Raw genomic sequence first — 19,661 nt, forward strand, 5'->3', positions numbered from 1 at the left:
GTTCCGGGTCCTTCTGGCACTGCTTGGATTCAATTTTTGGCGGAAGCGGTGAGATTCGAACTCACGAACGGCTCACACCGTCGGCAGTTTTCAAGACTGCTGCCTTCAACCACTCGGCCACGCTTCCTGAGTGGCAGCATTATACAGAATTACCGCCCTTCCGCCAGCCAGTCCTCCCGCAGCGCTTTTTCGAACGCTTCCGCCGGCAGCGGCTTGGAGAATAAGTACCCTTGCACTTCATCACACCCGTTGTCCTTGAGGAAAGCGAGCTGCTCCACCGTTTCCACGCCTTCGGCGATCACTTTGTGGTTGAGCTGCTGGGCGATGCTGATGATGGTACTGGCAATCGCGCAGTCGCTGGCGTCGGTGGGAATGCCGGTGGTGAAGGAGCGGTCAATCTTCAGGGTGTCGATCGGGAAGCGCTTCAGGTACGACAGGCTGGAGTAGCCGGTGCCGAAGTCATCCAGCGACAGGGTCACGCCCAAGGCGGTAATCCGGTCCATGATGCCGATCACGCGGTCGATGTTGTGCATCAGCGTGCTTTCCGTAATTTCCAGCTCCAGCCACGACGGTTCCAGCCCGTAGCGCTCCAGGGTCTCTTTCACCCGCCCCGGCAGCGCGGAGGTAAATTCGCGGGCGGAGACGTTGACGGCCAGGCGGATCGGCGGCAAGCCGCCGTCCTTCCAGGTCTGCGCTTGCGCACACGCCGCTTCGAGCACCCATTCGCCCACTTGCACCACCAGTCCGGTGGCTTCGGCCAGCGAAATGAATTCGGCCGGCGGCACCAGGCCGCGCTCGGGGTGGCGCCAGCGCACCAGCGCTTCGGCACCGATGATCTTGCTGTCGGCGATGGAGAACTTGGGCTGGTAGTGCAGCTCGAGCTGGCCGTTGCCAAGCGCTTGCCGCAGCCCGGATTCGATGCGCATGCGTTCTTGCATGCCCTGGTTCATGTCGCGGCTGTAGAAGGCCACGTGCTCGGCGTCCGAGTCGCCGCCCTGCTTGGCGCGGTACATGGCAATGTCGGCCAGCCGCAGCAGCGTTTCGGCGTCGGCGCCGTCCTGCGGGTAGACGCTGATGCCGATGCTGGCCCCTACCCTCAAATCGTGGCCGTCCACCATGAACGGTTCGTTGAGCGCGGCCAGCAGCTTGTGCGCCACGCGGCTCGCTTCGTAGTGCTGGCCGATGTCGAACAGGCCGACGGCGAACTCGTCGCCGCCCAGCCGCGCCACCAGGTCCTGGTCGCGCAGCACCACGCGGAAACGCGCGGCCACTTCCTTCAACAGCGCGTCGCCGATGCGCCGGCCCAGCGTGTCGTTGATCAGCTTGAACCGGTTCAGGTCGATGAACAGCACGCAGCCGTGCAGCTTGCTGCGCTGGGCCACCGTCAGCGCCTGGTCGACCAGCTTGGTCAGCAGGGTGCGGTTGGGCAGCCCGGTCAGCGCGTCGTAGTAGGCCAGGTGGTGGATGCGTTCTTCGGCCAGCTTGCGCTCGGTGATGTCGGTCAGGTAGGCGATCATGCCGGTCGGCCTGCCGTCCATGTCGTGCAGGGTGGACAACGACAGGCTGGCCCAGAACACTTCGCCGGACTTTTTCTTGCGCCGCACTTCCATCAGGCGCCCGCCGTGCTCAAGGAAGGGGTCGCTGAAGCCGACGTCTTCGTCATCGTACAGGAACAGGATGTTGCGCCCCACCGCTTCCACCGGGGTGTAGCCGAACAGCCGCTCGGCGCCCTTGTTCCAGCTGGTGATGAAGCCGTTCATATCCATCGTCAGCACGGACTCGTGGATCTGGTCCAGGATCTGTGCCTGGTGCTGCAACTGGGCTTCCACCTGCACGTAGGCGTGGGTACTGCGCTGGGCGATGGAGTGCACCTGCAGCACGCTGGCGGCCAGCGCGGCCAGGCTGGCCAGGTGCTGGCGCTCGGCGTCGCTGTAGTCGTCGCGCCCCGCCACTTCAAAGCGGCCGAAGTACTGGTTTTCAAAACGGACTTCCTGCACCATGCCGCCCTGCCATGCGGAGGCCCCGTCGGCGCCGGCGGGCAAGTAGCGCCCCTGCGGCGAGTGCACCACGTCGCGCGCGATGCGGCCCAGCTCCTCCGCCAGGGCCGCGCCGCGCAAGCGCAGTACCGCGTCGCACAGGGCTGCGCTGCTACCCAGGAAATCGGAGACCGGGTGGGCCAGCATGGCTAGAGGTTCCTGCTCACCTGGATCGCCCAGTGGCAGGCTTGCAGCAGGCTGCGCCAGTGCGTTTCGTGGTCGATGCCCAGGTCGTGCAAGGCGCTGGTGTCGGACATGTCCTGCTCCACCAGCTTGAGCATGTCGCCCATCGGGCCGGCGCGGTCCAGCAGCGCCATCACCACGTCCAGGTCCAGGCTGAGCGCGCTGACGATTTCCGTCATCGGCATGTCGAGCAGCACGTCCAGCAGCGAGAACACGCCGGCCACGAAGGCCATGTCCTGCTGGTCGCGGTCGCCGCCGCGCGCCTTGCACAGCGCTTCCATGCGGGCCGCGCGCACGGCCGCCAGCGGCAGCAGCGCGTTGGCGCCGCCGTCGTCCTGCTGGCGCGCGTACAGCAGCAGTTGCAGCCAGCGCTGCAGCTGGCGCCGGCCCAGCACGTTGATGGCCTGGCCGAAGCTGTGGATCGGCGACTTGGCGGCGAACGCGGCCGAGTTCACCACCTTCAACAGGTGGTAGGCCAGCGCCGGGTCTTGCTTGAGCAGGATTTCCAGTTCGCGCGAGTCCGCGTCGCGCGCCAGCAGGCCGAGCAGCGCCAGCAGGCGCTTGCGCGAGGTGCCGTCGGCGGCGCTGCTTTCGCGCTGCGGGTGGCGCACGTAGTCGCCGCTGAACAGGGTAAAGCCGGCCGCGCGGCAGGCTGCCAGCCGGGCCGGGGTGTCGACATTCAGGGCCAGGTGCGGGCCGGCCATGGTGAGCATGGTCAGTTCACTGGGCAGCGTTGCGCGACAATCGAAGGCCAGACTGCGGATGGCGCATTTGCCGGCGTCGATGCCCGCTTCGCCGTCCACCATCAGGCGGTAGCCGGCCTCGGCCAACTGCTTGCACTTGGCTTGCATGGCCGGCTCGGCGCAGGCCGCGGCGGGAACACGCAGGATGGTGCGCGCCGGCGCCAGGAAGGCCAGTTGGCTGAGGTCGTACTGCTGCAGGCCGGCGACGGTGACCAGGTAGTCGAGCGGCGCCAGCGCGGCGTCCATATCCGGATAGCCGAACACGGTTTGCAGCGTGGTCAGCTGGGTTTCGTCGGGGACGGCGGAAATTTGGAATGACAGGGCCACCCACTCGTTTTGAGCGTTGGACACCGCTGTGAGGCCCACCAAAGGAAACGGGCTTGCGTCAGACAAGGACATCAGTATCTCGGCGTGGGTAGTGCGTGCAATAGTAGAACAAATATTGATTCAAAGCAACTCTTTGTAACCAAAATAACAACGGTTCGCATTTCGCGTTGCCTGGGAGCAGGAATATATCAGAAATTGCCGATTGGACAGGTTCTGTACGCTAGAGTGCGTGCTCTGATTGTGACATTGTTGCAGCCCGCCGACGCGTTATTGGCGGCTTCAGCGGTGGTTTGTGGCTATTTAGTCTGTAGTGACGGCGTACCGTTGGCAAATTGCACGGCATAGCGTATCAATTCGGCCTGCCCTTCTATTCCCAGTTTGCGCTTGATGTTGAGGCGGTGGGTTTCCACCGTGCGCACCGACAGGTCCAGGTCGCGCGCGATCTGCTTGTTGGACTGGCCGTTGGCGATATGCAGCAGCACCTGGTGCTCGCGCGAGGTGAGCTGGGCGTCCAGGTTCTGCGGCTTGGCCAGCTGGCGCGCAAGCGCGGCGCTGTAATAGATACCGCCGGACATCACCGTCTCGATGGCCACCACGATGTCCTTGCCGGGCGCGTCCTTGAGCACGTAGCCGCGCGCGCCGGCCTGGATGGCTTGCGATACGTACTCGAGCTTGTCGTGCATGGACAGGATCAGCACGGCGATATCGGGAAACTGCTGGCTGAACTGGGCAGTGGCTTCGATACCGTTGCCGCCGCGCATATTAATATCCATCAGCACCAGGTCCACGGTGCAGTGGCGCGCCTGCTCCAGCGCTTCCTGCGCGCCGCCGGCCTCGGCCACCACTTCGAATTGCGGCACGGCCTCCAGCCGGGCGCGCAGGCCGTCGCGCACCAGGGGGTGGTCGTCCACCAGCAAGATCTTGATTGTCATCGGATTAACTTTCGTTTAGCGCTCATTCGAAACGTGGGCCAGCAGCACGGTGCCCGCTGGCGAGGACGAGATGGAGAATTGCCCACCGATGGCCTCCATGCGCTCCATCATATTGCGTAAGCCGATGCCCCGCTTGGGGTGGACGGCAATGCTGTCGGTGTCGAAGCCATGGCCGTCGTCGGCAATGCGCAGGGTGACGGCGCGCTGGGCGCCGGTCAGGCTGATCTCGATATGGCTGGCGCCGGCATGGCGCTCGATATTGGTCAGCGCTTCCTGGGCAATGCGGAACAGCACGGTGTTCGCCACTTCGGGCAGATCCTCGGTGCTGCCCTCGGCCGAAAACGTGATGGGCACCTCGCTGCTAAGGCGGAATTCTTCGGCCAGGTGGCTGAGCGCGGCAGCCAGGCCCAGGTCGTCCAGCAGCGCCGGGCGCAGGTTGTGGGAAATGCGGCGCACTTCGCCCAGCACGTTGTTGAGCTGTTCGGCGGCGTGCTCGAACACGCCCTGGGCGGCGGCGCACTGGTCCGGCCCGGCGGCCGGCTTGACGTTGCCGAGCCGGATGATGCCGGCCTCGATCTGCAGCTTGATCGACACCAGCCATTGCGAAATGCCGTCGTGCAGGTCGCGCGACAAGCGCGCCCGCTCCTCCTCCTGCGACTCCACCACCCGTTGCGCCAGCGCCTTGAGCTTGGCGTCCGCGACGCGCAACTCGCTGATGTTGAGCGCCACGCCGGCGCCCGCCACCACCAGCGCGGCCAGGATGGCGATGCCGGTAATCCACAGCATGGTGTTCTGGATGTTGGCGCGCTGCTGCGTGTCCACCTTTTCCAGCGCGCGGTCCACGTCGTCCAGGTAGATGCCGGTCCCCAGCATCCAGCCCCACTCCTTCAGCAGGATCACATAGCCCAGCTTGGGCGCCGGCTGGTGGCTGGAGGGCTTGACCCAGTAATAGCGCTCGTAGCCGCCGCCGGCCTGGGCCCGCTGCAGCAGCCGCTGGATGGTGGGCGTGCCGTTCTGGTCCTTCAGCTCCCACAGGTTCTGCCCCACCAGCTCGGGCTGGCGCGGGTGCATCAGCGAATTGCCCTTCAAGTCGTAGATGAAGAAATAGCCGTCGTCGCCGAAGCTGAGCGAGCCGAGGATGCGCTTGGCTTCGTCCATGCTGGCCTGATCCTTGGCGCCGGACTTGTACAGCCGCGAAATGGAATGCGTGGCCAGCGTCACGTAGTGCTCCAGCTCGGCTTCCTTGCTGTCCAGATAGGCCTGCTGGATGGTGTCGCGCTGCTGCTGGGCCAGCACATTGGCCTGATGGCGCACCGCCAGCGCAATGGCGCACAGCGCCAGGATCAGCGGCGTAATCGCCAGGAAAATGACTTTTTGGCGCAGCTTCATGTCTAAGGTTCCGAGCTCGGGTCCGATGGGGTGACGCGGATTGTACGTCGCCGGCACCGCCTGGCGCTCCGTAGTAGTACGTAGTCTATCTGCGTAGTGCTGCGCTTGTGGCAGATATTTGCTTCATGAATACTAGCCATAAGCCGAAAAGGTCTCGTAGGGCGGGTTAGGCGTAGCCATAACCCGCCATGCGTCTCGGCGGCTCATGGCGGGCGACGCAAGCGAACCCGCCCTACGAAAACTATAGCTATCTCTCGGAGGAAAAACCATGCAAGCACTGCTACGCAAGCTCGGCTGGGCGGCACTGTCGCTGGCCGGCGCAAGCGCCCTCGGCGTCATCGCGCTCAAGCGCGGCGAAGCCATCAGCGCCATCTGGATCGTCATCGCGGCCGTCTGCGTCTACCTGATCGCCTACCGCTTCTACAGCCTGTTCATCGCGAAGGAAGTGATGAGCCTGGACAAGAACCGCATGACCCCGGCCTACAAGCTGAACGACGGCCTGGACCACGTGCCCACCAATAAATACGTGCTGTTCGGCCACCACTTCGCCGCCATCGCCGGCGCCGGTCCGCTGGTCGGCCCGGTGCTGGCCGCGCAGATGGGCTACCTGCCCGGCATGCTGTGGATTCTGGCCGGCGTGGTGTTCGCCGGCGCGGTGCAGGACTTCATGATCCTGTTCATCTCCATGCGCCGCGACGGCAAATCGCTGGGCGACCTGATCAAGTCCGAGCTGGGCCCGATCCCGGGCAATATCGCGCTGCTGGGCACCTTCATGATCATGGTCATCATCCTGGCGGTGCTGGCGCTGATCGTGGTGAAAGCGCTGACCGGCTCGCCGTGGGGCAGCTTCACCGTCATGGCAACCATCCCGATCGCGCTGTTCATGGGCGTGTACTCGCGCTATATCCGTGTCGGCCGCATCGGCGAAGTGTCCATCATCGGCTTCGTGCTGCTGATGCTGGCCATCGTCGGCGGCCAGTACGTGCAGGAGAACCCGGCGCTGGCGCCCATGTTCAACTACAGCGGCACCGAACTGACCTGGATGCTGATCGGCTACGGCTTCATCGCCTCCGTGCTGCCCGTGTGGCTGCTGCTGGCCCCGCGCGACTACCTGTCCACCTTCCTCAAGATCGGCACCATCGTCGGCCTGGCGCTGGGCATCGTGATCGTCGCCCCTTACCTGCAGATGCCTGCGGTGACCAAGTTCATCGACGGCACCGGCCCGGTCTGGTCGGGCAACCTGTTCCCCTTCCTGTTCATCACCATTGCCTGCGGCGCCGTGTCCGGCTTCCACGCACTGATCTCGTCCGGCACCACGCCGAAGATGATCGAGAACGAATCGCACGCCCGCTTCATCGGCTACGGCGCCATGCTGATGGAATCGTTCGTCGCCATCATGGCGCTGGTGGCCGCGTCCACCATCGATCCGGGCATCTACTTCGCCATGAACGCGCCGGCCGCGTTGCTGGGCACCACGCCTGAAGCGGCTGCCGCCGTCATCTCAGGCTGGGGCTTCCACATTACTCCGGAAGTCCTGGTACAGACCGCCAAGGACGTGGGCGAGCACTCCATCATCTCGCGCGCCGGCGGCGCGCCGACGCTGGCCGTGGGCATGGCCCACATCCTGTCGAACGTCATCGGCGGCAAGGCCATGATGGCCTTCTGGTACCACTTCGCCATCCTGTTCGAAGCGCTGTTCATCCTGACCGCCGTGGACGCGGGCACCCGCGCCGGCCGCTACATGCTGCAAGACTTGCTGGGCGCCTTCCACCCTGCGCTGAAGGATTCCAAGAACGTGTTCGCCGGCCTGCTGGCCACCGCGCTGTGCGTGGCGGGCTGGGGCTACTTCCTGTACCAGGGCGTGGTCGATCCGCTGGGCGGCATCAACACCCTGTGGCCGCTGTTCGGTATCGCCAACCAGATGCTGGCCGGTATCGCGCTGATCCTGGCAACCTGCGTGCTGTTCAAGATGAAGCGCGCGCGCTTCGCCTGGGTCACCATGGTGCCAACCGTGTGGCTGCTGCTGTGCACCCTGACCGCCGGCTTCCAGAAGATCTTCGACGCCAATCCGAAGATCGGCTTCCTGGCCCACGCCGCCAAGTACTCGGCCGCAATCGCCGAAGAAAAAGTGCTGGCCCCGGCCAAGTCGATGGCGCAGATGCACCAGATCGTCTTCAATGACTACCTGGACGCGTCGCTGGCCGGTTTCTTCATGGTGGTGGTATTGAGCGTGCTGGTGTTCGGTGTGCGCACCGCGATGATCGCGCGCGCCAACGCCAAGCCGACCGTGAAGGAAAGCCCGTTCCAATCCATGCCTGCGGTGCAGTAATGTTTCAGGAACTGGTACAGGCCGGCCGCTATCTCGGGCAAAGCATGCGCCTGATGGTGGGCCTGCCCGAATACGACACCTACGTGGCGCATCATGAAAAGACCCATCCGGATCAGCCCATGATGAGCTACGAGGAGTTCTTCCGCGAGCGCCAGGAAGCGCGCTACGGCGGCGCCGGCAAACGCGGCGGCTGCTGTTAGGCTTCCTTCCCCCTAAAAGCCCCTTGCTCCCCAAGGGGCTTTTTTATGGTTCTTCACGGATATACGGGAACCAGGCATTGCTCTCGGGGCTTACCTGCCGACGGTGCACGGCAGCCCCGAACCGGCCGGGCCGACAGCCCGCCGCGCAGCGCGCCGGCGGCAAAGGAAGGAGACAAGAGCAAGCACGCCTCCGGGACGGGCTAGCCGCCGCAAGCGCCTCGCGGCGAAACACCATCTCGGAAATCCGCGATGGCCCTTTGTTCGTTTTAACAGGCGCGCAGACAAACCCTTAGCAGCGGAGGCACTGCAGCACGGTTGCGATGCGCCGCTGCAGCGGGCCTTCCAGCAGCACATGGGAAATCTCGCGCCGCGCCAGTTCGGCGAGGTACCAGCTGTGCTGGCGCTGGCGGAATTCCGCCTCGCGCCGCGTGCCGTCCTGCACGAAGTCAAAATCCGGTGCGCACAGGAACACGTGGTCGTAGCGGCGTTGCGCCATCCTCTCCAGCGCAGGTTCGGCCCGGCCAAACATCTCGCCTGAATAGAACAAGGTGGTGAGCGCGGACGTGTCGCAGAACAGATAGCGGCGCGCCTGCAGGCGCTGGCTGTCTTCCCGCCGCTGCTGCGTTTCCGCGATGCGCGCCATGTCTGCGTAGGCAAGCCGCCCGCCCTGCTCCATCCACAGCTCGCGCCCATACTCGGCGGCCCAGACGGTCTCCATGCGCGCCGCCATGGCTGCGGCCATGGTGGTCTTGCCGCTCGATTCCCCGCCGAGGAAGCACACAGTCTGCACGAAGCTGCTATAGACCTCGGGCGACAGGAAGGCGCGGTGCGCGTGAGGGTCGCTGCGCACCAGCGTGCCGGACGCCGGCACCGCCTTGCGCGCCTGGTCGACGCACACGTGCTGCACTGCCGCCAGTGCGCAGCCCTGCGCCACGGCAAACGCGCGAACGCCCGCGTCCCTCTTCGCTTCCGCGCACGCGCGCCGCGCGAAATACCGCGTCAGCTCGGCTGCGAAGCCGTCGCCGTAGTCTTCACTGGTAAATACCGCATCGACAGTGGTGCCCAGCACGTCCACGCAGAGCCGGCCGACGAATTCGCGCTGCGCCAGCGCGTCCGCGTCGTTGTGCGGCAGCGCGTGCCGCTCGCCGTCCAGCACCAGCACCCGCGCCTGAGGAAAACGCGCGCGCAGCCACTGTTCGCGCTTCCATGGCTCACAGCCTTGCAGTTCGGGCAGCGAGTAACTGATGATGATGGTCTCGCCGCACGCCTCCATCGCGCGCCGTATCAGCAGCTCGTGCCCGAGATGCAAAGGGCTGAACTTGCCGACCACCAGACCGGTCCTGAAAGCTTTCATGCGTGCGCGCCTTCCAGGTCGGATGAGTACTGGAGTGTCTTGTCGTCCGCTGCCAGTACTTCCAGCGTGACCTGGCCTGCGCCGAACAGCGTCTCCAGCGCGGAGCGCGCCTCGTCGCCCAGCGGGGTGACGGCCTGCTTCATGCGCAGCACCACCTTAGCGTCCGCGTGCTGGTGCACGCTGAAGTGCGGGATGGGCAGGTTCTGCAAGGCGTGCGTGACGTCGATGTTGTTGATCCACTTGCCGGAAGCAAAATAGCGCACCGGGGAGCGCCCGGACAGGCCCACGAGCACCGGCGCGCCAGAGGCGGCGTCGAACGACAGCGACGCAAAATCGCCGGTCCGGTAGCGCAGCAGCGGCAGGCAGAAGTTGAAGCCGCCCGTGACGGTGATTTCGCCGCGTTCGCCGTAGGGCACCGGCTGGCCGCCGCGGTCCAGGATCTCCACGTAGAGCTGCGGTTGCAACAGCACGTGGCCGCCCGCGCGCGCGTCATGCACCGCCACCGGGCCCACTTCGTTCAGCGAGTAGATGTCCAGCACGGGACAGCCGAAGCGCTGCTCCAGCCGGGCGCGCAAGGCCGGCAGCAGCAGCATCGACACCGACAGCAGGGCGCGCGGTTTCATGGTCAGCGGGATGTTGAGCAGTTCTGTGAACGAGATCGGATCACCCGCGATCACCTCAGGCGCCAGTGCGTCCAGATAGACCGCCCGATCTTCCGGCGTGCGCCACTCGTCCGGATACAGGTTGATCTTGGCCAGACCGGATTCGCCCATTGTCGGCGTTACCGACACGTAGGTGAAGCAACGCTTCTGATGCCCCAGCAGCACCACGCCCACCTGCCCGCTGCCATGCGTCAGCTCGACGCCGAAACGCCGCAGCGCGCGCTTGTGGAAGGCCAGGTAGCGCGCCGCCACCACGGGGTGCGATGCAATCACCAGCGGATGGCCGGTGGTGCCGGTGGTACGGAAGTTGATCATGCGCTTCACGTCGGCCGTATCGGGAACGAAGGCAGCAATGTCGGCAGCGAAGTCGGCGCGGCAGACTGTCGGCAGCGCGTTGAAGTCCCTGGGCGGGGAACCAAGCTGGCGGTAGTGCGGCACGCTCTCGAAAGCGGCGCGCACAAAATCGTCCATCCACGTGGGCCGGCCCTGGCCGGACCAACCCACGGTGGCTTGTGCCACATCCTGCTCGAATGCACGCACCTGCTCCACCTCGTGCGCCAGCAGCTTGTTGCCGCTCTCGTTGCGAAACACCGGAGCCGACGGGTGCTCGCGCAGGAAATTGAGCATGGCGCGGCCAGCAGCGGTGAGCGTGGGGAAGCGTTCGGCGTCTTCGTCCATGCGTTCGTCGTTCAATGCTGTCACGCGTGCCTCACTCGCGCGACCATTTGTCGGCGGATTCTTCGGCCGCCTTGCGCGCCAGCGCGGCGCGGATTTCGGCCGCACGCTCCTCGGCCGCACGGCTCGCTTCGAGCAGGCGGCGGCGCTCCACGCCGCTGATGCCGGACAAGCGGTCTGTCGCCTGCGCCACCGTCTCGCCGGCGGGCCGGTAGTCCAGCCGCGCCAATACCACGCGCGCCAGTTCTTCGCGCCGGTCCGGATCGGTCACGAATTTATGGGCCGGCGTGGCCTCCGCCAATTCCTGCATGGCGGTTTGCAGCAGCGCCAACACCTTGGCCTGAGGCATGCCGGCGGCCACGAACCAATCGTCGGCCAGCAGCCAGGCAGCGATCATCGCCAGCGCCAGCCGGTTGCGGTCGCGCCGCGCGTCGGTGCTGGTGAAGCGGTCCAGCGCGGCAAAGGGCGCGCGCTGGCCGTGCAGCGCCAGCACGTCATTCACCAGCGCGGCGACATGCACGGTGCCCACCGTGCCGATGCGCGGCTCGGCCAGGAACTCCGCGGGCGTTTCGGCCAGCCGGTGCGTCAAGGTTTCAATAGGTGGGCCGGCGTGTTCCATCATGCTTTCGTTCTGCGTGGCGCGTTCTTTGTTGCGCTCTTTGGCCCGTAGTGGCGGCGGCTGAAGGCGCGGGCGAATTCTACCAAGTCTTCGAATTGCTCGATGGCGTGAATTTCCCAGCCTTGCGCATCCCTGGCGCGCCGCAGGGCGTCGTATGCTTTGCGGTTCCAGCGCGAGACATCCTCGCCGTCCCAGTCGCGGGCGATGTTGAGCGCCATGGTGCCGCCGGCGTCGCCCGCCGCCAGCGCTCGCGCGGAAACATCCCAGCCGCTGTTGCCCTGCTCATCCCGGTCGAACATGGTGGTGATGCCGTCGTCCGAGATCATCAGGATATGCGTGCGGCGCTGGCGCGGCCTCTTGAATGTCTCCCGCAACTGATGAATCGGAAAACAGGTGGCGCCGCCGTAGAAGCCGGTGAGGATACCGAGCACCGCGCGGTCGTCGCGCACGAATCCATCGGTGGCCATGGCTTCGCCCTTGCCGCTCCACAGCGTCGCCTGCACGCTGGAACCTGCGCGCAGCGCGGACAGCGCGATGATGGCGCCTGCCAGCGTGAGGTAGGAAGTCCGGACGCGGGGATCCGGCATGGAGCCGGAGCTGTCCACATAGAGGTCCAGATCGATCAGGGCCGGTTTTTCCGGCCGCGCGGCCTCGACACCGTAGCTGCGCTGCACCGTGGTGAGGCCGGGGATAACGCGCGGGCTCTGAATCACGCTTTGCAGCCAGTCCACGTTGTCCAGCGGGTCGCCGGTCTGCCACGGCTCCAGCCCCTCCATCTGCAGCTCGGCCGACGCGGGCGCGGGGACTTTGGGGAAGGAAATCAGGTGCGGCAAGGCGCGTTCGCGGTAGTAGCGCACGGCGATGTCTTCCTCGCTCAGCTTCAGGCCTGCGGCTTTGAGGATTTCGCCGTATTCGTAGGGCTCGCGGGTCTGCCCGGCTTCACTGGCAGCCGGGGTGTCGGCCGGCGGCTGGTCCGGTGCATCGTCCAGGCCGGAGATGCGCGCATCATGCACGGGATGGACGGCGTCCTCCACCTCGCCCGGTTCGATTTGCTGGCCGCCGGCGGGCTCGCAGCCTTCGGCTGCGTCGCGGGTGTCGAACATGCGGCGGAATTCCTGCTCGTCCTCTATGCTCTCGACCAGGTAGGGCAACAGCAGCGTGGCGAACTTTCCGGCGCCGTCCATCCAGTCCTTGGCGTAGACGCGGATCAGGCGCGCACCCAGCCAGGCGTCGGTGTCCATGGCGCTGGTGCACTCCTCGCCGCCCAGGTCGCCCTTCTGCAACTGCCACAGGTTCTCATAAATGCGTACGTACAGCGACCAGACCTTGCTGCGCGCGGCGGGAGCGCGCCCTTGTTCCAGGCGCCGGTAGATGTGGTCGATGCGCAGGTGCGCTTGCCGTTGCAGGCGGTCGTTGATGTACAGGTCCGTGTACAGGTTGGCCACCATGGCGGCGTGCCGCTCCAGCGTGGGCAAGGCCCGGCGGATGCGGGCCAGCAGGCGGAACTGATCTGTGGCGCTGCCGGGCGCCAGCACGTGGTGGCCGATCTCGTGGGCGAGTATTTCCACGGCGTAGTCATCCAGGCCGAGCTCCTGCACGCTTTGCATGTCCACCACCACGCTCTGGTCGAGCAGGCGGATCATGGCGAAGCTGCCTCCCAGCCCTTCCCTTGCCGCTTCCACCGTACTGGCGCACAGGCGCGCGTCGCGCAGGCGGGTGAACTTGCTCCACGCTTCCAGCGCCTGCGGCCAGGCGGCGCGCCACTGGGCGAGAAGCTCTGCGGTCGGCGTGCCGGTGGCGCTCATGGCAGCGGCAGCACGCGGATGGCGTGGCTGTAGGGAGAGGTGATGGCCACAGTGTGCTCGTTGCAGACGATGCGCAGCGCGTCGGCCGGCAAGTCCACGGTGAACTCGCGGCCGTTGATGGCGATGCGTTGGCCAGACTGGCTAACCTTGGCGCGCACGGCCGGCGGCTGCGGCTGCTCGTATTCATCTTGCGTGGCCGCGTGCAGCACGGCGCCGCAGGCATCGGCCACCAGCAGTGCGTAGCGCTCGCCGCTGCGGACCCAGAAGCCGTCGGCGGCGGGTCGCACTTCGGGCGGCTCGGGGAAGGCGCCGCCAAAGCCGGTAAAGCTGCCGATGTCCGCTCCGTCCTTGGCGCGCTCGCGGGCGGCATGGTCGGGTGTCCACCACGGGTCGCGCAGCGCCGTCTCGCGCAGCGCGGGCCAGGCGCTTGCCGGCATGCCGCCAGCGCCGGCGGGCACGCCGAACGCGGCCAACGCCAGCGGTTCGGGCAGGCTGCCGGCGGCGGCGATGGCGCCTTGGCGGAAGTGCGCCATGCCGGCGCGCCAGGCGCATACCTGGCCGGCGGCGCTCAGCTGCTGCAGATCCGCGATCTGCGGCGCGAGTTCGGCCATCAGCGCCAGCCACTGGGCAGGCCGCGCATGGCCGGACTTCTCAAGGTGCAGCGCAGCGTTGCTCAGCATGCCGAGCACCTGCGCCGGCTGAGCGCACAGCAGCGCCGCGTAGCGCGGCGCCAGCTCGCACCACACCTGCACAGCGATGCCGCCGCCCTGCCCGTGCGCCACCAGCTCCAGCGCCACGTCGAAGGCCGCCATGGCGACAGCAGGCAAGCGGTCAGAGGCGCCCGCCGCCGCCGCGGCGCGGAAGGCCTGGTCGGCGGGACCTTGCACGAAGGCGCCGAAGGCTGCCGTGTCGAAGGCCGGATAGCGGCGGCGCGCCTCGGCCACACGCCGGTTGAACTCGGGGCGGCCGGATGCAAGCAGGCTGGCGAACTGCGGCGACATCATGCTGGTGCCATCCCCTATTGCGACCGCAGCCACACCAGGTAGTTGGTGTAGCGCTGGTGCAGGTACTTCAGTTTGAGCAGGTCGTCATACAGATGGCCGTACAACTTGCGCCCCCTGGTCTGCTCGGCCACCTGCCGCTCGATCTTGCTCAGGCGCGACAGCACTTCGCGCTCGCTCAGGCCGTCCAGTCCCTCCGCGAACTTCGCGGCGAAATCGCCGACCGGATCGTTGCGGTCCAGGTCCAGGCGGTCATAGTCGGCGTTGGAGGCGTCCAGCAGGCGGCGCAGCCAGCTCAATCTGTCGGTGCGGTAGGCGGCGTTTTCCGGCAGGCCGAAGAACGGCGCATCCAGGTCCGGTTGCAGCTTGTCGTGCAGGACGAAAGGCAGCACCTGCCGCACATCGTCCAGCTCCACCTCCGCATTGCCCCGGAAGTAGGCCAGTGCCTTGGCGTAGATCAGCAATGTCATCAGGTTGCGCACCGAGATGCCATTGAGGGTCTGGCAGCCCAGGTCCTTCAGGCGGTCGCGCCCATTGTCGGCGGCGGTGATCTGGCTCCAGTCGAAGCCCGACAGGCGCGCTGTGTCCTTGGTCATGTACTCGAACTGGCCGCCCGCCGTCTCCAGCAGCTCAAACTGGCTGGTGAAAAATTCCAGGCGGCGCCGCACCGGCTCCGGCACCAGCACCGCGCGGATCTCCTCGCCGATGCGGTCCACCTGTTCCGGCGTAAAGATGATCTCGGCCGGCACCAGTTCCTCCGGCTTCAGGTTCTCCTCGATGCGCACCAGCAGTTCGCCGAGGAAGCGCGGATTGAAGGACAGCGCCTGCACGATCACATCGATGCGGTCGCGCAGCGCTTCGATCACCTCGTAGGTGCCGCCGCCCTGGTCGTCGTTGGCGGTGAGGTACCACGCCGATTCCGGGCACTCGTAGATATGGTTCAGCACTTCCGCGTAATTGTCTCCCATGAGGGTGAGCAGCGCACTTTGCGTGCGCGTGGGGATGCGGTTGTATTCGTCGATGATCTTGACCCGCATGCCCAGCCACCTGCGCCACGCGATGCGGATGTCGTCCATGCTCTGCGCGTTCACCAGGTCGGCCGGCAGCGGGTTGCCCAGCAGGTCGGCGATGGTCATCTGCGGATGCCCGTGCTGCATGGCGCGCTTGACTTCTTTCACCGACGCGCCCGAGAGCACGCCCATCAGGATGGCGCTGGCGGTCTTGCCGCGTCCCGGGCCGCCCACGAACAGGCATTTGCGGCGGGTGGCGAAGGTGAGCAGCGGCAGCAGCACGAAGCTGGAGTAGCTTTGCGCCGACGGCAGGTTCAGGGTGCGCTTGCTGTCGCCCACGGAGTAGGATTGCGCGGGACCGCTGTTGTACTCGATGTCGTAATGCGGGCTGATGATGGCGTTGTTGACGATCCAGAAGTAAGCCTGGCGCAGCTTCTCGTCCAGCGGCTGGGCGACGGCGCCCTCTTGCGTGCCCAATTTGACCGGCCCGTCATACAGGTCCGCGACGTCGAACTGGCGCGGCTTGGGCGCCGCCTTGGGGTTGGTCGGCGCCTTCGAGACGCGCTGGAACAGATTGAACGGGGACATGGGCGCAGGCCGTTGAGAAATAGGCAATGCGCAAAGTATAGCCGAGGCCGCCAACGGCAGCGCGTACGGTAGTTACTCAGGGAAAAACTCCGGCGTGCGGATCTGCTCAAAGGTCCAGGCCTTCGCTGCCTGCAGGATGGCATCATCCAGATTCGCTTCATGTACTGTTTTATCGACTGCATCCTCCCACGCATCCGCCCGCCAGGCGGCGTCGTCCATCACATGCTTGAGGCTCGGCGCCCGCGCGAGCAGGCGCTCGATGCGGCTGCGCTGGTGGCGTGTGGTATTGCGCCAGCTTGAACAGCGGCGATCCGGCTGATAGCGCCATCTCAGCAGGTGGCTGATCAAAATAATGTAGCGGTGCGCCAGCTCGTGGCGCTCGCGCAAATTCAGCTCGGCGATTTCCTCGGCAATGTGCTCCACATCGAGCAGATCCCACTGCCGGTCGCGCAGCAGCGCAGCCTGCTCCTGCGCCCATGCTGCAATGTCCTGGTCGTACAGCGTTCCCATGGCGGCCCCCTTAGTGATTTGACCGTCGAGGACGCCAAACGTTCCCCCGAAAATGTAAGATGATCAGGTTTATCTAAGGGATACCAAGAATGAGACACTTCTGGATCGGTAGCTTGCTGGCGCTGGCCGCAGCACAGGCGGTGGCGGACTGTCCCGGCAAGGACGACGTGTGGGCGGACCAGTGTTTCGAACCGGCCGGCGATGGCGAGCGGCTCAAGAAGGCTTACTTGAAGAAGGTGAAGTTCGACAAATCGGGCCATGCGGTCCTGACGCGCGAGCCGATGGAGCTGGCCGCGATCGACCGCCTGGGCGTCATCAAAGTGCCGGGCATCTACTTCGCCGGCGACTTCGACTACCAGGACGCGGAAGCGGGCATCGGCCGTTTCGGCGTGCAACGCTGCGGCTACTTCAACGTCAAGACCTACCAGATCGTGATTCCCGCCACCTACGACCAGTGCCAGCCATTCCACGCCGGCCAGGCCGTGGTCTGCAACGACTGCATCCGCTACTGCACCCAGCCGGAATGCCAGGACAGCGTACTGGCCGGCGAACGCATCCTGGCGCTGGACGCGAACAACCGCGAACTGCGCCCCGCATGGCGCCGCAGCGTGGAAGACATTTGCAAGCAGCAGGGCGTGCTGGAAGAACGCCGGATCAACCGCAGCAGCCTCTACGTGCGCTGCAAGCCAGACCCCGCCGACCCGTTCCGCAAACTGCAATAGCGCGGCTCACTCACCGTCGGGGAAGAAGTCCTGCGACCGGACTTGTCCGGATGTCCCAGGCCAGGCATCGGGTGCTTGCCTTCACGCAGCAGAGCCGCCTGCTCCCCGGCCCAGCGCAACACACCCTCGTCGTATAGCGTGCCCATGGCGTCCCTCCTGATACTGAAACAGGCGAACGCGGCACAAGTTCCAGCCGGGCGAAAAAAAAAAAACCGCCAGGCTTGCGCACTGGCGGTTCCGGATGAAGCTAGAGCTCGATTACTGCGCTGCGGCTGGCGCTGCGCCTTCTTCGGCGGCGGCTTTCATTGACAGCTTCAGGCGGCCGCGGTCGTCGGTTTCCAGAACCTTGACGCGCACTTGCTGGCCTTCTTTCAGGTAGTCGGCAACGGCGTTGACGCGCTCGTTGGCGATCTGCGAGATGTGCAGCAGGCCGTCCTTGCCCGGCATAACCTGGACGATGGCACCGAAGTCCAGCAGCTTGAGCACGGTGCCGTCGTAGGTCTTGCCCACTTCGACCGATGCGGTCAGCTCTTCGATGCGGCGCTTGGCTTCCTGGCCGGCGGCAGCGTCGACGGAAGCGATGGTGACCACGCCTTCATCGCTGATGTCGATCTGGGTGCCGGTTTCTTCAGTCAGCGCGCGGATCACGGCGCCGCCCTTGCCGATCACGTCACGGATCTTCTCCGGGTTGATCTTGATGGTGATCAGGCGCGGTGCGAAGTCAGACAGCTCGGTCTTCACGTGCGGCATGGCTTTTTGCATTTCGCCCAGGATGTGCTCACGGCCTTCCTTGGCTTGCGCCAGCGCCACTTGCATGATTTCCTTGGTGATGCCCTGGATCTTGATGTCCATCTGCAGCGCGGTAATACCATTGGCGGTACCGGCTACCTTGAAGTCCATGTCGCCCAGGTGGTCTTCGTCGCCCAGGATGTCGGACAGCACGGCGAAACGGCCGCCTTCCTTGATCAGGCCCATGGCGATACCGGCCACGTGCGCTTTCATCGGCACGCCGGCGTCCATCAGTGCCAGGCAGCCGCCGCACACGGAAGCCATCGACGAGGAACCGTTCGATTCGGTGATTTCCGATACCAGGCGCACCGAGTAGCTGAACTCGTCGGCTGCCGGCAGCGCGGCGATCAGCGCGCGCTTGGCCAGGCGGCCGTGGCCCACTTCGCGGCGCTTCGGCGTACCGACGCGGCCGGTTTCGCCGGTGGCGAACGGAGGCATGTTGTAGTGCAGCATGAAGTCGTCGGTGTACTCGCCCATCAGCGCGTCGATCTTCTGCGAATCACGGGCGGTGCCCAGCGTCGCGACCACCAGTGCCTGGGTTTCGCCGCGGGTGAACAGGGCCGAACCGTGGGTGCGCGGCAGTACCGAGGTGCGGATCGCGATCGGACGCACGGTGCGGGTGTCGCGGCCGTCGATGCGTGGCTCGCCTTCCAGGATCTGCGAACGCACAACCTTGGCTTCCATGTCGAACAGGATGTTGCCAACTTCCACGCCGTCCGGCGCGTCGGCGCCGTTGGCCGCTGCGTCGGCGGCCAGGTCGGCCACCACTTCGGCGGACATGGCGCGCAGCTTGTCGGTGCGGGCTTGCTTGTCTTTGGTCTGATAGGCTTCGCGAATCTTCGATTCGGCGAACTGCGCCACTTTGGCGATCAGCGCTTCGTTCTTCGGCGCCGGCGACCACTGCACTTCAGGCTTGCCGCCGTCGCGCACCAGGTCGTGGATCGCGTCGATGACTGCTTTCATTTCGGTGTGGCCAAAGACCACGGCGCCCAGCATGATTTCTTCGGACAGCTGCTGCGCTTCCGATTCCACCATCAGCACGGCGGTTTCGGTACCGGCCACAACCAGGTCCATCTGCGAGGTCTTCAGCTGGGTGGTGGTCGGGTTCAGGATGTACTGGCCATTGGCGTAACCCACGCGGGCGGCGCCGATCGGGCCGTTGAACGGTACGCCGGCTACGCACAGGGCAGCGGAGGCGCCGATCATCGAAGCGATGTCAGGATCGATTTCAGGATTGACCGACAGCACGTGAATGATCACTTGCACTTCGTTCATGTAGCCTTCCGGGAACAGAGGGCGGATAGGACGGTCGATCAGGCGGGAAGTCAGGGTTTCTTTTTCGGAAGGACGGCCTTCGCGCTTGAAGAAGCCGCCCGGGATTTTACCGGCTGCGTAAGTCTTTTCAAGGTAGTCAACGGTCAGCGGGAAGAAGTCCTGGCCAGGCTTGGCTTCCTTGCGCGCCACGACGGTTGCCAGCACGACGGTGTCTTCGATCGACACCATCACCGCGCCGGATGCCTGGCGAGCGATCTCGCCGGTTTCCAGGGTTACGGTGTGTTGGCCGTACTGGAAGGTTTTCGTAACTTTGTTAAACATGGGTAATCCCTTTCTATTTGCCGACAGATTTTCAGGAGCTGTCGTTCACCTCACCACAGACGACGGCCGGGGCCGCCGCCTTTACTGCTTATTTTCTGCTTGTTTTCTGCTTGTTTGCCACTTACTGCGTTGCTACAGGTATTGCCGGATTGCCCTATTTTCCCGGCTCAGAATGACAAAATGCCCGCGGC

15 protein-coding genes and 1 tRNA gene are annotated in these 19,661 nt (G+C 65.3%); 3 read left to right on the forward strand and 13 right to left on the reverse strand.

Going from position 1 to position 19,661, the window contains the following annotated elements:
- Positions 1-37 precede the first annotated feature (37 nt).
- The 5 genes from ASD15_RS15355 to ASD15_RS15375 all read right to left on the reverse strand — a co-directional run bounded on the left by ASD15_RS15355 (position 38) and on the right by ASD15_RS15375 (position 5,610).
- A tRNA-Ser gene (locus ASD15_RS15355) sits at positions 38-127 on the reverse strand.
- 22 nt (positions 128-149) lie between these two features.
- Positions 150-2,183 carry a bifunctional diguanylate cyclase/phosphodiesterase gene (locus ASD15_RS15360; protein WP_057155821.1) on the reverse strand — a complete coding sequence of 678 codons (2,034 nt, stop codon included), beginning with the start codon at positions 2,181-2,183 and terminating at the stop codon, positions 150-152.
- A gap of 2 nt (positions 2,184-2,185) precedes the next feature.
- Positions 2,186-3,289 (reverse strand): EAL and HDOD domain-containing protein, encoded by a 1,104-nt coding sequence (locus ASD15_RS15365; protein WP_307188281.1) that lies wholly within the window; start codon positions 3,287-3,289, stop codon positions 2,186-2,188.
- Between the two features lie 296 nt (positions 3,290-3,585).
- On the reverse strand, positions 3,586-4,221 hold the full coding sequence (locus ASD15_RS15370) for a response regulator transcription factor (RefSeq protein WP_057155823.1): 636 nt from the start codon (positions 4,219-4,221) through the stop codon (positions 3,586-3,588).
- Between the two features lie 15 nt (positions 4,222-4,236).
- Positions 4,237-5,610 carry a cache domain-containing protein gene (locus tag ASD15_RS15375; RefSeq protein ID WP_057155824.1) on the reverse strand — a complete coding sequence of 458 codons (1,374 nt, stop codon included), beginning with the start codon at positions 5,608-5,610 and terminating at the stop codon, positions 4,237-4,239.
- A gap of 268 nt (positions 5,611-5,878) precedes the next feature.
- On the opposite strand from ASD15_RS15375, the gene ASD15_RS15380 reads away from it, so the two are divergent.
- Both ASD15_RS15380 and ASD15_RS15385 read left to right on the forward strand, forming a co-directional pair.
- A complete protein-coding gene (locus tag ASD15_RS15380; RefSeq protein ID WP_057155825.1) occupies positions 5,879-7,939 on the forward strand; it encodes a carbon starvation CstA family protein in 2,061 nt (686 codons plus the stop codon).
- Positions 7,939-8,139, forward strand: coding sequence for a YbdD/YjiX family protein (locus ASD15_RS15385; RefSeq protein WP_057155826.1), 201 nt, complete (start codon positions 7,939-7,941; stop codon positions 8,137-8,139). Before ASD15_RS15380 ends, ASD15_RS15385 begins: the two co-directional genes overlap by 1 nt.
- A gap of 289 nt (positions 8,140-8,428) precedes the next feature.
- On the opposite strand, the gene ASD15_RS15390 is transcribed toward ASD15_RS15385, so the two are convergent.
- The 7 genes from ASD15_RS15390 to ASD15_RS15420 form a co-directional block, all read right to left on the reverse strand.
- The gene (locus ASD15_RS15390) at positions 8,429-9,493 is read right to left on the reverse strand and encodes an AAA family ATPase (protein ID WP_057155827.1); all 1,065 of its coding nucleotides are present in this window, start codon (positions 9,491-9,493) and stop codon (positions 8,429-8,431) included.
- The gene (locus ASD15_RS15395; protein WP_229418202.1) at positions 9,490-10,857 is read right to left on the reverse strand and encodes an AMP-binding protein; all 1,368 of its coding nucleotides are present in this window, start codon (positions 10,855-10,857) and stop codon (positions 9,490-9,492) included. The genes ASD15_RS15390 and ASD15_RS15395 overlap by 4 nt, the downstream gene beginning before the upstream one ends.
- A gap of 7 nt (positions 10,858-10,864) precedes the next feature.
- On the reverse strand, positions 10,865-11,452 hold the full coding sequence (locus tag ASD15_RS15400) for a hypothetical protein (protein WP_057155828.1): 588 nt from the start codon (positions 11,450-11,452) through the stop codon (positions 10,865-10,867).
- The gene (locus ASD15_RS15405; protein ID WP_057155829.1) at positions 11,449-13,254 is read right to left on the reverse strand and encodes a VWA domain-containing protein; all 1,806 of its coding nucleotides are present in this window, start codon (positions 13,252-13,254) and stop codon (positions 11,449-11,451) included. The genes ASD15_RS15400 and ASD15_RS15405 overlap by 4 nt, the downstream gene beginning before the upstream one ends.
- Positions 13,251-14,258, reverse strand: a complete 1,008-nt coding sequence (locus tag ASD15_RS15410) for a hypothetical protein (protein WP_057155830.1) — start codon at positions 14,256-14,258, stop codon at positions 13,251-13,253. The genes ASD15_RS15405 and ASD15_RS15410 overlap by 4 nt, the downstream gene beginning before the upstream one ends.
- Positions 14,259-14,272: 14 nt before the next feature.
- A complete protein-coding gene (locus tag ASD15_RS15415) occupies positions 14,273-15,853 on the reverse strand; it encodes an AAA family ATPase (protein ID WP_057155831.1) in 1,581 nt (526 codons plus the stop codon).
- Between the two features lie 72 nt (positions 15,854-15,925).
- Positions 15,926-16,363 (reverse strand): DUF29 domain-containing protein, encoded by a 438-nt coding sequence (locus ASD15_RS15420; RefSeq protein WP_057155832.1) that lies wholly within the window; start codon positions 16,361-16,363, stop codon positions 15,926-15,928.
- A gap of 89 nt (positions 16,364-16,452) precedes the next feature.
- Here ASD15_RS15420 and ASD15_RS15425 point away from each other — a divergent pair, with 89 nt between their 5' ends.
- Entirely contained in the window at positions 16,453-17,085 is a 633-nt protein-coding gene (locus tag ASD15_RS15425) for a hypothetical protein (RefSeq protein WP_157200958.1), read from the forward strand.
- A 258-nt stretch (positions 17,086-17,343) separates the two neighbouring features.
- On the opposite strand, the gene pnp is transcribed toward ASD15_RS15425, so the two are convergent.
- Positions 17,344-19,470, reverse strand: a complete 2,127-nt coding sequence (gene pnp, locus ASD15_RS15430; RefSeq protein WP_057155834.1) for a polyribonucleotide nucleotidyltransferase — start codon at positions 19,468-19,470, stop codon at positions 17,344-17,346.
- Between the last annotated feature and the right edge of the window lie 191 nt (positions 19,471-19,661).

Origin of the sequence: Massilia sp. Root351, assembly GCF_001425045.1 — a bacterium.
Classification (GTDB): Bacteria; Pseudomonadota; Gammaproteobacteria; order Burkholderiales; family Burkholderiaceae_D; genus Rugamonas.

Excerpts from the sequence above, each read along its gene's own strand:
- ASD15_RS15360 (WP_057155821.1), bottom strand. The coding sequence starts at position 2,183 with ATGCTGGCCCACCCGGTCTCCGATTTCCTGGGTAGCAGCGCAGCCCTG.
- ASD15_RS15370 (WP_057155823.1), bottom strand. The coding sequence starts at position 4,221 with ATGACAATCAAGATCTTGCTGGTGGACGACCACCCCCTGGTGCGCGAC.
- ASD15_RS15375 (WP_057155824.1), bottom strand. The coding sequence starts at position 5,610 with ATGAAGCTGCGCCAAAAAGTCATTTTCCTGGCGATTACGCCGCTGATC.
- ASD15_RS15380 (WP_057155825.1), top strand. The coding sequence starts at position 5,879 with ATGCAAGCACTGCTACGCAAGCTCGGCTGGGCGGCACTGTCGCTGGCC.
- ASD15_RS15385 (WP_057155826.1), top strand. The coding sequence starts at position 7,939 with ATGTTTCAGGAACTGGTACAGGCCGGCCGCTATCTCGGGCAAAGCATG.
- ASD15_RS15390 (WP_057155827.1), bottom strand. The coding sequence starts at position 9,493 with ATGAAAGCTTTCAGGACCGGTCTGGTGGTCGGCAAGTTCAGCCCTTTG.
- ASD15_RS15400 (WP_057155828.1), bottom strand. The coding sequence starts at position 11,452 with ATGATGGAACACGCCGGCCCACCTATTGAAACCTTGACGCACCGGCTG.
- ASD15_RS15405 (WP_057155829.1), bottom strand. The coding sequence starts at position 13,254 with ATGAGCGCCACCGGCACGCCGACCGCAGAGCTTCTCGCCCAGTGGCGC.
- ASD15_RS15410 (WP_057155830.1), bottom strand. The coding sequence starts at position 14,258 with ATGATGTCGCCGCAGTTCGCCAGCCTGCTTGCATCCGGCCGCCCCGAG.
- ASD15_RS15415 (WP_057155831.1), bottom strand. The coding sequence starts at position 15,853 with ATGTCCCCGTTCAATCTGTTCCAGCGCGTCTCGAAGGCGCCGACCAAC.
- ASD15_RS15420 (WP_057155832.1), bottom strand. The coding sequence starts at position 16,363 with ATGGGAACGCTGTACGACCAGGACATTGCAGCATGGGCGCAGGAGCAG.
- ASD15_RS15425 (WP_157200958.1), top strand. The coding sequence starts at position 16,453 with ATGAGACACTTCTGGATCGGTAGCTTGCTGGCGCTGGCCGCAGCACAG.
- pnp (WP_057155834.1), bottom strand. The coding sequence starts at position 19,470 with ATGTTTAACAAAGTTACGAAAACCTTCCAGTACGGCCAACACACCGTA.